Source organism: Mordavella massiliensis (genome assembly GCF_016902415.1).
Taxonomy (GTDB): domain Bacteria; phylum Bacillota; class Clostridia; order Lachnospirales; family Lachnospiraceae; genus Merdimonas; species Merdimonas faecigallinarum.
Genome location: NZ_JACJLV010000016.1, coordinates 36,332 through 49,194, shown reverse-complemented (window position 1 = coordinate 49,194; position 12,863 = coordinate 36,332). Strand labels below are relative to the sequence as shown.

The 12,863-nt window shown below is 51.9% G+C and carries 7 protein-coding genes; 1 reads left to right on the top strand and 6 read right to left on the bottom strand.

Annotated features, from left to right (window positions below):
* Positions 1 to 86: 86 nt before the first annotated feature.
* From addA to dapF, 3 genes are all read right to left on the bottom strand, one after another.
* Positions 87 to 3,689, bottom strand: a complete 3,603-nt coding sequence (addA, locus tag H6A13_RS06510) for a helicase-exonuclease AddAB subunit AddA (protein ID WP_204908807.1) — start codon at positions 3,687 to 3,689, stop codon at positions 87 to 89.
* On the bottom strand, positions 3,653 to 7,033 hold the full coding sequence (locus tag H6A13_RS06505) for a PD-(D/E)XK nuclease family protein (RefSeq protein WP_204908806.1): 3,381 nt from the start codon (positions 7,031 to 7,033) through the stop codon (positions 3,653 to 3,655). The genes addA and H6A13_RS06505 overlap by 37 nt, the downstream gene beginning before the upstream one ends.
* Before the next feature lie 187 nt (positions 7,034 to 7,220).
* Positions 7,221 to 8,078, bottom strand: coding sequence for a diaminopimelate epimerase (gene dapF, locus H6A13_RS06500; protein WP_204908805.1), 858 nt, complete (start codon positions 8,076 to 8,078; stop codon positions 7,221 to 7,223).
* A gap of 214 nt (positions 8,079 to 8,292) precedes the next feature.
* Here dapF and H6A13_RS06495 point away from each other — a divergent pair, with 214 nt between their 5' ends.
* Complete coding sequence (locus tag H6A13_RS06495; RefSeq protein ID WP_204908804.1) at positions 8,293 to 9,135, top strand: AraC family transcriptional regulator; 843 nt, start codon at positions 8,293 to 8,295, stop codon at positions 9,133 to 9,135.
* A 4-nt stretch (positions 9,136 to 9,139) separates the two neighbouring features.
* Here the strand turns inward: H6A13_RS06495 and hflX are convergent, their stop codons facing one another.
* From hflX to H6A13_RS06480, 3 genes are read right to left on the bottom strand one after another with little or no spacing between them, the layout of a single operon-like run.
* On the bottom strand, positions 9,140 to 10,393 hold the full coding sequence (gene hflX, locus H6A13_RS06490) for a GTPase HflX (protein WP_204908803.1): 1,254 nt from the start codon (positions 10,391 to 10,393) through the stop codon (positions 9,140 to 9,142).
* Between the two features lie 10 nt (positions 10,394 to 10,403).
* Positions 10,404 to 10,928 (bottom strand): tetratricopeptide repeat protein, encoded by a 525-nt coding sequence (locus H6A13_RS06485; protein ID WP_204908802.1) that lies wholly within the window; start codon positions 10,926 to 10,928, stop codon positions 10,404 to 10,406.
* 12 nt (positions 10,929 to 10,940) lie between these two features.
* Positions 10,941 to 12,803, bottom strand: coding sequence for a heavy metal translocating P-type ATPase (locus H6A13_RS06480; protein ID WP_204908801.1), 1,863 nt, complete (start codon positions 12,801 to 12,803; stop codon positions 10,941 to 10,943).
* Positions 12,804 to 12,863: the final 60 nt, after the last annotated feature.

Sequence of the window (12,863 nt, the reverse complement as noted above, 5' to 3'; positions counted from 1 at the left end):
ATATTATATGTTGTATAATATAGTTTGTCAACAAGTATCTGTAAAAAAGCACAAACAAAAAGACCGGCATCTGCCGGCCTTCTGTTCTATGGAAGCCTTATCTCCTGTTTCAGCGTAAAGGAATAAATGATCTTTTCTTTTACTTTTTTACCGGTCAGCTGTTCCAGCGCCCTTGCGTAATAATCCAGCTGGGCGTGATATTTCTCCGTCAGTTTCTCTGGAGAATCAACCTGATCCGTCTTGTAATCCAGGACCACCAGTCCGTCTTCTTCCTCAAACCAGACGTCAATGATTCCCTGCACCAGCAGAAGTTCTCCCTCCTGCTCCTGAGGGTAGACCTCCCCAGCCTCTATGCCCAGCACAAAGGGCTGCTCCCGGTAAAGCCGGCGGTTTCCAGCCGCCTGTTTCATCCTCCGGCCGCAGGAAGATTCCAGAAACTTCAGGATCTCTTCCGGCCGGATGCAGGCTGCCATCTCTTTTGTCATCTTTCCCTGTTCCGTCCAGTTCTCCAGAGCGTCTTCGATCCCTTTCCGGCTCTCATCCGCCGCAAAATCCAGAAGTTCCATCACCCGGTGATAAGCGGTTCCTCTGGACGCGCCTGTAAGCGGCTCTTCCTCTTTCAGAAATGCCGACAGAAGGGGCACAACCTCCGGCTCCTCGTAAAGGACTTCCCCCATCTCCCACGCCTCGTCCGACGCGTCATCGCTTTCTAACAGATATGCGCGTTTTTTCAATTCCGACACCGTAAATTTCATTTTTTGCCTGGGGCTTTGCAGGTAGGGGTACTGATAAGAGAACTGTTCCTCCATCGCGCGGATCTTCTCAGGATCCGTCTCCCCTTCATCTGCCCACTCTTCCAGCGCCTCTCTGGTAAACCGCCCGGCCGCTTCCTCTGCACAGGATTCTGCCAGAAGTTCTTCCGGAGTGATGACCCGGATCGTTAGCGGAGCGTCCGCCTCACAGCCCGCGGCGGCCGGAAGGATCCAGTCCCAGTAGGTGACTGCACTGCTCCGCCGTGCAAAGGACAGCGTTTCCTGCCGGCTTTCTTTCCGGAAGGCTGCAACTTTATCCCCTGCGCCGGAAAGCGTTCCTGTCAGGATCAGTTTTTCTCTGGCCCGGGTCAGCGCCACATACAACACCCGGAGTTCTTCCCCCAGGCTGTCCAGCGCTTCTTCTTTCTGAATGACTTTTTTGACCAGACTTGGTATTTTCGTCCGGTCTTCCAGACGCACGGCGTCCAGTCCGATCCCCATTCCCATATGGAGGGCTACGCTGCTCCTTGCATCCTGCAGGTTGAACCGCTTGCCCATGCCTGCCGCAAACACCACCGGGAACTCCAGCCCCTTACTTTTGTGGATCGTCATGATCCGCACGGTGTCCGACTGCTCATCCTCCACACTGGCTTCCCCGTAATCTACGTGATACTTTTGCAGCTGTTCCATGTAACGGACAAAATGAAACAATCCTTTATAACTGGCTGACTCAAATATCCTCGCCCGCTCGATCAGCATTTCCAGATTGGCCCTTCGGACCGCTCCTCCCGGCATGGCGGCCATATAGTCCCCGAATCCCGTCTCATCCAGGATCTTCCAGAGAAGTTCGTGGATCGGCGTATAGGGAACCTGCTCCCGGAAATCCTCCATCTGACCCAGAACTTTTCTAAGCTTCTCCCGGATTGTTTCTTCACCCTTTTCCTCCTGCCCGTAACAGACGACCGCCTGATAAAACGGAAGTTCCGGGTAGGCGCTCCGGATCTTTGCCAGTTCTTCCTCACAAAAACCGCCGATGGGCGAAGCAAGGACGCCGGCCAGAGGAATATCCTGCTGCCGGTTATCCAGTATGCGCAGGTAATCCAGAAGAATGCCGATCTCCCTGGATCCGAAATATCCTTCTTTACTGCCTGCGTGGGCCGGGATCCCTTCCTGGTTCAGCACCTCTGCAAATGTATCCGCATACCCCTGGATACTGCGGGTCAGGATCACGATATCCGAATATTTCACCCTGCGAAGTTCCCCGGTCTCCTTATCCGTCACCTTTCCTTCGGCCAGAAGACGGCGGATCCTGCCTGCGATCATGCGGGCTTCCATTTTTCTTGCCTCTTCCTGTTCTTCCTTTTCCGGTATCTCCAGCACCAGCACTTCCGTCTCCGGATCCGGCGATTCCGGGAAAGAGGCGCCTGGATACAGGGCGGCCTCGTCATCATAGGTGATCCCGCCCAGATCCTCCGCCATGATCTGCCGGAACAGCTGATTCACACTGGAAAGCACCTCCGGCCGGCTGCGGAAATTTTTATGAAGATCGATCCGCTGCGTCCTGCTGTCCTTAAGATCATAGGTATGGAACTTTTCCATAAACAGTTCCGGTCTGGACAGGCGGAAACGATAAATGCTCTGCTTCACATCTCCTACCATGAAAATGTTAAAGGTTCCCTTTGACACCCTGGAAACACTGGTCAGGATCGTCTCCTGAAGCAGGTTGCTGTCCTGATATTCGTCGATCATAATCTCCCGGTACTGCTGCCGGTATTCCCCGGCGATCGCAGAAGGTACGAAGATTCCGTCCTTTTTTTCTGTCAGGATCTGAAGGGCATACTGCTCCATGTCGGAAAAATCGATCAGATTCTGATTCTGTTTTTCTGTCTGATAATTCTGCGCAAAAAGCGACGCAAGTCCTGTCAGTTCACGCACCGCCGGCAGGCAGACCTGAAAATCTTTCAACATTTCTTCCATGTCCTGATAAAAATACTGTTCCTTCAGGTCTTCCAGCAATTCCTTTGCCCCGGCCCGGGCATTTTTTACAAAATCCGCTTTCCCCGGATCCACTTCTTTTTTCCGGTTTGGCGCAAGCCTTGGAAATGACAGCTTTGCCATCTTTTCCTGAAGTTCCTGCCAGGTTTCGGCCTTCTCAAGCTCTGATACCATCTGAAGATCCAGGCAGATGGTCTCCTCGTAGACAGCCGGGCCGTCAGGCTCCAGGCAGACTTCCAGGGCAGACTTCAGGAGCAGCCGGACATCCTTCAGATACTGGCGTACCCGTTCCCGGATCTTTGCCGCGATCCCGGACTGTTCAAATTCCTCCGGCGTTTTCGCCGCATACGCCTGCACGCAGTCCAGAAGCCATCCAGAGGCATCCGGGTAGCTTCTGGAAAACTCATAGATCTTCAGGATCCACTCTTCCAGCCTGCGGTCGCTTCTGGTTCCGCTGTAAGAAGATATGAAATCCAGAAACTCCGGATCTCCTTCCTGATATTTTTCTTCCAGCATCTTTCGCAGGACGTCCTGCTGCATCAGTTTCAATTCGCCCTCTTCCCCGACACGGAATCCCGGGTCCAGCGTGATCGCATGGAAATGATCCCGGATCACGCCCAGACAGAAGCTGTGGATCGTAGTGATCTGGGCATTGTGGATCAGAGTCGCCTGCTGTTTCAGATGCTCGTTATCCGGCTGCTCGCCAAGCTTTTGTTCAATCGCCTGGCGGATCCTCTCCTTCATCTCTGCGGCAGCCGCCTCTGTAAAGGTAACGATCAGCAGTTCATCCACTGACACCGGATCTTCCGCCCGGGTCAGCATGGTAATGATCCGCTCTACCAGCACCGCTGTTTTTCCGGAGCCCGCGGCCGCCGAGACCAGGATATTCCGGTTCTTAAGACGGATTACTTTCTGTTGTTCTTCGGTCCAGATGACTCCCATGCCTGTCTCTCTCCTTTCATTGCCGCAATCGCTTCTTCCAGGCTCATTTTCCTAAGCTGCCGGTAATCATACCCGTCGATCCGGGTGTCAAATCCGCAGATATTCCGGTAGCTGCAGTAATCACAGCCTGTCTCCTGTCCTTTCCGGTAGGGGTGGATCCCGATCTCCCCGGAAAGGATTTCCTGATGGACCTTTTTCACCTTGTGGACAGCATGCTCCATCATCACCATAAATTCTTCCTCCGAAACAGCCCTGGAGGTTTTGGACAGGCTTCCGTTTTTATTATATTTCAGCGGAACCGCAAGGGATTCCCCCTCCCGGTTCCGGTCCAGATGGGAGAGCACCTCGTCTTTGCAGTTGATCACCCCGTCCGGCTTCAATTCTTTTAAAATGCTTTCTTCTACTGTTTCATCCTCTCCCTGTTTTTTTACCAGGGGATCATCGATCCGGTAATAAAATACGCCGGCAGGGATCACTTCACGGCCGGGATATCTCTTCTCCGCCATCTGTACGGCTGCGTCCAGATATACCATCAGCTGCAGCTGCAGTCCGTGATAGAGAGCAGTCACATCAAAGGCCTTTTTCCCGGTCTTATAGTCCACCACCTTCACGTAGACCTTATCTTCCCCGGCACAGGTATCGATCCGGTCGATCTTTCCGCCCCGGAAGCGCATCTCATAGGCAGCAGGCCGGAAATCTCCCGCCTCCAGCTGTCTGGTCAGCGCCCAGACCGTCCGCTCCAGCATCTTCTTGATGCGCACGATCATGTATGCATTGCGGGCGCTGCTGTAAAGGACGCTGTTGCCATAATCGGTCACCGTCTCCTCCACACTCGCATCAATATAGGCCTCCCGTTCTTCCCCGGTGAGCCTGATCCAGTCCTTCCCCGAATGCTCCACCTTTTCCGAAAAGCGCTCCAGCGCCCCGTGACAGATATTTCCCAGGTCCACCGCCTGAAAGTCATAGGTCTCCCGTTCCCGCAGGCGAAGGCCATAAGTCAGGAAATGCGAAAAGGCGCAGGCAGAGAACCGTTCGATCCGGGTAATACTGTCTTCAAACTTCTCCCCATACAGCCGACTGGCCGTCTCCCCGGTCAGCATTTCCGACGTCCTTCTGTAAAAGCCGGCATCCAGGAGCCGTTCTACTTCTTCCTGCCATGCCGGATCCTTCCGGTATCTGCGGTAGAGTTCCATCCAGCCGTCCATACTTAAGACGCCGTTTCTGACATCCTGGATTCCCCGGATCCATTCTTTCATGCCAAGCATTTCCGTCCATTCCCGCTCTGCAAATCCGATGGTTTCCTCATCCGTCACCACAAGGTCCGGATATAATTTCCGGATTTCCTGGATCAGATAGGAGGGCCGCAGACTTTTTCCGTCCGAAGACACTTTGCTGTAAAAAATATCCAGTTTCTCCGAAGGTTTGGTAAGGTTCAGATATAAATAAAATTTCTGTTCGTAGGTTCTCTCTTTGCCGCCGGGCGCTAACGGGATCTTTTCCCTGGTAAATCTGTCCCGGTCTCTTTCCGACAAAAGGCCGGTCCGGAGAAGATTTCCCGGCAGCCAGGCATCATTTGCCCCCACAAAGATCAGCGCTTTTATATCTTTCAGCCTGGTCCTTTGCATGTCTCCCGCCACCACCTGATCCGGACTTGGCGGGATCACTCCCACCCTTGCCTCCTCCAGGCCCGCGTCCAGAAGTTTGCCATATTCTTTCAGGCTCACCGGTTCATCGCCCAGAAGTTCTACGAATTTATCAAACAGTTCGATCACGATCCGGTAAATCTGCGCGTATTCTCTGGCCAGAGCCTGCTCGCCCTTTGCCTGAAATGCTTCTTCTCTTTCTTTCAGCCTGACCTGCAGATTTTCTTTTACCATAAACTCATACAGGGCCATCGTAATATCCCGCACCGTTTTTTTCCGCTGCTTTAACACGAACATCAGGCCGTCCACTTTTTCTACCATCTGTACCCTGCAGTGGTTAAATAATTCCAGGTCTTCCTCTGTAGTTGTTTTCAGCCGCCGGATCCAGCGCTGCTGCCAGCGTTTGTATCCTTTGATCCCCAGACCTGTCACATAATTTTCCAGGCTGTCCGTTTCGTCTCTTGTAAATCCCGACAGATTGGTCCGCAGAAAACGAAAAACGCTTTCTTCTGTAAAATTCTGTTCTGCCATGGACAGAAGGCTTCGGATATATTCCACAAAAGGATTGAGCAGAATGCTTTTTTTCTGGTCCATAAATACCGGAATGTCATAAAGTTCAAAAGCCCGCTTCAGGTAGTCTCCGTAGGCGCTCATGTCGCTTACGATCACACCGATCTCCCGGTAACGGCAGCCGTGTTTTCGCACCAGCTCCCGGACCCGCCCGGCCGCCGCAAAGGCCTCGGCTCTGGGATTTCTTGCCACATGGAGCGTAACCGCCTGCTGGCTGCCGGAAAAACTTTCCGCCCCGTAACGGAACAGATTCCGCTCCAGGAACGCAAGGGGCGGATTCTGCCGGAAGCGCCGGGGCGTCCCGTCATAAAGAAAAACAGGCGTAAGGATCTCTGTCTTCGCCTCCCCGGCAAGACTGACCAGCGTGGAAGCCATCTGCTTACTTAACGCGAACAGCTGATAAGGATGCCGGTAGGAAAACGGATCTTCCCGGTCATCCATGGTAACTGTCACGCAGACTTTCCGGCAATGCTTTAAAAGTTCCAGCAAAAGCCGGTTCTGTACCGGTGTAAACCCGGTAAATCCGTCCAATACCACGGTACTGTTTTTTAACATTTCTGATCCCGGCACTTCCCGGCACAAAACATCCAGAAGTTCTTCCTTGGTAATATAGCGGCTTTTCAGATAGTCCGAAAACCCGCGGTACAAAAGCAAAAGATCCTGCAGCTTATAATAGAGCCTCGACTCTTTTCCGGCCGACTCCATCACCGTAAGGATCTCCTCTTCCCCGATATCATACTGGGCAAACTCCGAAAGAACCGATTTCACCTCGCTGATGCAGCCAAGCTTCTTCATATTTCCCCGCAGAACCTTCAACTCTTCCTCATAATCTCCGGCGATCTTGCGAAGGATGAGATTTTTCCCTTCATCGTCCAGAACCGGCAGGCTTCCTCCGCCCGTCTCTTCAAATACCCGGTAGGAAAGCCGCGCAAAGCTCAAAACATCAATATTCATAATGCCGCGGCGCGGGTGCATGCTGACCAGATCCTTCTGCGTCTGCATGGTAAACTGCTCCGGCACCAGCACGATAAAATTCTGCTCCGGATGCTCCATCGATTCCCGGATCACGTCCTGATACAATGTATAAGATTTCCCCGATCCCGCCGGGCCAAAAATAAACTGAAGCGCCATAATTCCTCCCTGTGTTCGCATCCAAAACTTACGTGTCGTACTTTTGAAGCATTTAACAGCTTTATTTTAACACGGGCAGCCGGATAGTACAACGAAGAGTGTAAAGCCACGCCCGTACGCCGGTTTGCCGCTATACAAAAAAGGGACATGCTTGCCGCATGTCCCCGCCAGATCTTATTGTATCATCTTATGCATTTCTCAGTTTCTCTGTGAATTCATTGCTCAGCGTCAGTTTTGCCACATAAAATACGTCGCCGGTCATAAATACACTCCAGTCATCCTCGATCTCCACCTGCAGGTCTCCGCCCGGCATGTGCACGATCACCTTGCTGCCTGTCATACCAAGCTTATAGGCAACACCGGCCGCCGCACAGGCTCCGGTACCAGAAGCCAGGGTATAGCCGGCTCCGCGCTCATAAATCTCGATAGCCACATGCTCTTTGTCAAGCACCTTCATGATCTGCGTATTGATCCGGTTCGGGAAATATCTTGCAATTTCAGCATAATCACCAATCTTGCACACCAGTGGCTTGGAAATCTCCCGCATCGGTATCACGCAATGCGGATTCCCGATAGAAACACAGGTCACCGGATACAGCGTTCTGCCAAAAACCATATCCTCGTTGATCACTTCCCTGCGCTCGCCGGTCACCGGGATATCATCACTCCAGAACGACAGTTTCCCCATAGAGACACGCAGACGGCTTCCGTCCTCATTCAGGAAGGTCACATCCACCGGGCCATTTCCCGTATATAACGTAAAATGCTTCTTCTGGACATAGCTTGCGTCCTTCAGATACTTCGCAAAAATCCGCACACCATTTCCACTGGTCTCCGACTCACTGCCGTCCGGATTCCACACCTTCACATACATGCCGCCCTCCCGGAGCACCGGGCCCTCCAGCACACCGTCCGATCCAAGACCCGCATTCCGGTCGCAGATCAGCCTCACATTCTCCGGCGTCAGCTCCAGCTCATTCTTGTTCGGATCAAACACCAGATAATCATTTCCCAGCCCATGATACCTCTGTAAAACAACCTTCATAACATAACCTCCGAAAATCATAAGATTATCACACTCTATCCTTATCATATCAGGCATTATTTCCCAATACAACACAAATCATGCTGTATATATTGCAAATCCTGCTCTTTCGTGGTACATTTGGGACGTAGTCCTTTTGCAAAGGACTACGTCCCAAATTGCGTTTTGCCCTGTACCAAATTGCATTTTACCCTGTACCCAAATGGAGTTTTTTATGGAAATGTATACAAAAAAAGGCTATCTCAACAGTGAATTCCGGCTTTTTCATCTGACCGACCGGGAAACGCATGAGATTGCCTACCACTATCATGATTTTGATAAGATTACGATTTTTATTAAGGGAAATGTCAGCTATATGATCGAGGGAAAGTCTTATGCCCTGAAGCCTTATGATATTGTGCTTGTGCGGCACGGGGACATTCATCGGCTTTCCGTGGATAATTCTGTGCTTTATGAGCGGATCATCGTCTATATTTCTCCGAATTTTATGGATGCCTACCATACGGATTCCTATGACTTAAGTTTTTGTTTCCGGAAGGCAGAACTGGAACATTCCAATGTGCTGCGTATTTCTTCTCTGGAAAAGAGTTCTCTTTTCCGTTCGATCATGCGCCTGGAGCATTCTTTTTCGGATGACGGCTATGCTTCGGAGCTTTACCGGCAGGTTCTTTTCCTGGAGTTTATGATCCATTTGAACCGGGCGGCGCGGAAAAACCGGCTGGAGTTTATTGATACGCAGAATTATAATCTGAAGATTCAGGAGATCCTGCAGTATGTCAATGATCATCTGTCTGAAGATCTGACCATTGACGGACTGGCCGGCCGGTTTTTTATCAGCAAATATTATATGATGCGGCTTTTCAAGCAGGAGACCGGTTACACGCTGGGGCAATATATCACGCAGAAGCGGCTTCTGCTTGCCAGGGAACTGATCCTGTCCGGCGTTCCCAGCACACAGGTCTGTTTTGACTGCGGCTTCCGGGATTACTCTACGTTTTCCCGTTCCTACAAAAAATTATTTCAGGAATCCCCCCGGGAGACCCTTGCGCTTTCGTAAGCTGCTACTCCCCGGAATTTCCTTTTACTTTTTCGTAAATCTCTACGGGAACAAATGCCTGCACAAAGATCCCGTCCTCCCGGTATTCTTCGGAATGCAGTTCGCCGTATTTCCGGATCAGCTGGATCTTTGCAGCTTCCTGGTAAGAATACAGATCTTCGATGTAAATCTTCTGCTGCCGGAGCACGGTCTCAATGGCTGCCAGCAGCTCGTCCAGGCCGTCTCCGCTCTTTGCCGAGATCCGTACCGTGTGATCTGCACGGAAATCTCGGGCCATCTCATCAAATCCGGGCCTGTCTTTCTTATTAAATACCGTGATCACCGGTTTATCTGTGATCTCCAGATTCCGAAGCGTCTCGTAAACCGTATACATCTGCTCATCCATCTGCGGGCTGGACGCATCCACCACATGCAGGATCAGATCCGCATATTTTGCCTCCTCCAGCGTACTGCGGAATGCATCGATCAGATGATGGGGCAGTTTCCGGATAAATCCCACTGTATCCGTCAGAAGGATCTTTTGTCCGCTGGGAAGCTTCCGCTCCCGGGTCGTCGGATCCAGGGTTGCAAAAAGCTGATCTTCCGCCAGGATCCCGGCGCCGGTCAGCGTATTTAAAAGTGTGGATTTCCCGGCATTCGTATATCCCACAATCGCGGCTACCGGAATCCGGCTCTTACTTCTCTGCTCTCTCGTAACCTCCCGGTGCCGTTTGACCGCTTTTAACTCCCGGTTCAGCTGGGCGATCCGGCTCTTGATCAGCCGCCGGTCCATTTCCAGCTTCTTTTCTCCCGGTCCTCTGGTGCCGATCCCGCCGCCAAGCCTCGACATGGCCGTTCCGAATCCGGTCAGCCTGGTTTGCCGGTATTTCAGCTGGGCCAGCTCCACCTGGATCTTTCCTTCGCTTGTGGAAGCTCTTCCTGCAAAAATGTCAAGGATCAAAAGCGTCCGGTCCATCACCTTCGTATTCAGTTCGTCCTGAAGGTTCTTCATCTGTACCGGAGACAATTCATCATCACAGATGATCCCCGTTGCCTCCAGTTCCCACAAAAGATCCCGGATCTCCTCGATCTTTCCTTTTCCAACGTAAGTAGCCGGGTGCGTCTGCTCCCGGCTCTGTATCACATATCCTGCGGTTTCGGCCCCTGCGGTGGCCGCCAGCTCTTCCAGCTCCTCCAGCGACCTTCTGGCATCCTTCGGATCCGAAAGGCTAACCCCCACCAGGATCACCCGCTCTCTTTCTTTTGCAGTCTCAATCATATCCCACGTCCTATCTGGTCTCCAGAAATGTCATTTCCTTCTGCGCCTGTTCATCATCCGGATACTCTTCCAGATACTCTTTCAGCTTCGTCTTTGCGCTCTCAAAATCTTCCATTCCTTCATATGCCGCGATCACATTAAACTTCATCTCCTGAAGAAGCTCCTCGCTGTTTCCCTCCTGGCTGATGCCAAGATTGAAATAATTCAGAGCCGAAGACGGATCGCCGAGGCGAAGGTCGCAGCAGCCGATAAAATTATAGAGTGTCCCCGTCTTGTCGGCGCCGTTGTCCAACGCAGACTTGAACGCATCGCGGGCGCCTTCATAATCTTCCAGCTCCCATTTCGCGATTCCCAGTCCGCGGAACGCCTCTGCGGCATCTTTGTCTTTCTCTGCGGCTGCCTGGAACTCTTCCGCCGCGCTTTCAAACTCGCCCGCTTCCAGATATTCCAGTCCTTTTTCCACAGATCCGGAACAACCAGTCAGTGAAAGCGCCAAAAGCAGGGCAGTCCCTGCAAATAAACTTTTTAATTTCATACCATCTGTCTCCTATACCTGATATCTTACCACCCACACTGCATTCAGGATGACCACAAACATCACTCCTACCTCGGCGAGGATCGCCTCCCACATACCGAAGTACCCTACTGCCGCAAGGATCAGGATCAATACTTTTACCACCATGGCAAATGTAATATTCTGGCTGACTACCCGGAGAGTCTCTTTGGCGATCTTGATGGCGTCCACGATCCTGGACAATTCATCTTCCATCAGGATCACATCCGCTGCTTCCACCGCCGCCGCGGACCCGAGCGCTCCCATGGCGATTCCCACATCCGCTCTTGCAAGCACCGGAGCGTCATTGATACCGTCGCCGACACATACCAGCTTCTCGCCGCTGTCCTGCAGCCCCATAAAGTCCTCCAGCTGCTCCAGCTTGTCTTCCGGCATCAGATTGGTATAGGCATAATCCATCTTCATTTCCTTTGCCACTTCTTTGCTGGCGCCCTCGGTGTCTCCGGTCAGCATGACGAGCACCGCCCTGCACCGTTCCTGCAGATACTGAAGCGTTGGTTTGGCATCTTCTTTCACCTGGTCGGCGATCAGTATGTATCCGGCATATTTATCCCCGATGGCGACATACACCGGTGTTCCTGTCTTCTTCACCTCGTCATAGTCCACCTTCTGGCGCTCCATCAGCCTCTTATTTCCAATATATACACGGTTTCCCTCAAAGGTCGCATTTACGCCGTAACCCGGGATCTCCCGCATCCGGTAGACTTTTGTTTCCTGGATCTCTCCCTGATAAGCCTCTTTCAGAGACTGGGCGATCGGATGATTCGAGTGGCACTCCACATGCGCGGCGATCCGCAGAAGTTCCTGCTCGCTCATCCCCACAGGCTTCACCTCTGTCACCCGGAACACGCCTTCTGTCAGCGTACCGGTTTTATCAAAGATAAAGGTATCCGCCTTTGCCAGGTCTTCCAGATAATTTCCGCCCTTCACCACGATCCCGTGACGGGCGGCTGAGGCGATCCCTCCAAGAAACGCAATGGGCACCGACATCACAAGTCCTGTCGGGCAGGCGATGATCAGAAAGATCAGTCCACGGTAAATCCAGGTGTCCCAGTTTCCGTAAGAAAAGGTAAGCGGCGGATAGATCATCACTGCCAGTGAGCAGATCAGCATGACCGGCACATATATTTTGGAAAAACGGGTTACGAAATTCTCACTCTCCGCCTTCTGATTCTGGGCATCCTCTACCATTTCCATGATTCTGGATACCGTAGAATCCACGTAAAGAGCAGTAACCTTTGCTTCGATAACTGCGCTCAGATTGATACATCCACTGTAAATGCGGTCGCCCGGCCAGACAGTCTGGGGCATGGATTCACCGGTCAGCGCTTTGGTATCGATACTGGAAGTACCGGAGGTGACAACCGCATCCACCGGTATCCTCTCGCCCGGACGGATCACGATCGTATGTCCGATCTTTAACGCAGCCGGGTCCACCTTGAATTCCTTCCCTCGCACCTTGCGGGTCGCGAATTCCGGACGGATATTGATCATGCTTTCGATCGATCTCTTGGCATTGTCCGTAGTGTACGCTTCAAACATCATTCCCAGTTCAAACAGCAGCATGACCAGCACGCCTTCCACATAGCGCCCCACGCCAAAAGCGCCGATCGTCGCAAGGACCATCAGCGTATACTCTGTCAGGAATTTTTTCTGGCAAAAATTCTCTTCCAGCTTTCGAAATGCGTCAAAGCCGATCAGCAGATATGAGATCAGAAACCACACAAACCGGGCCATGTCCGGCAGTGTATAATTCATGGTCACCAGGATCGCGCATAAATATACCGCCACCCCGGCTCCGTATATGATACTTCTGATTTTTAATTCCCTTGTCATAATGTATTCCCTTTTTCATAACATTAAATAATTACTCATCTAATAATTATGCCAAATGGA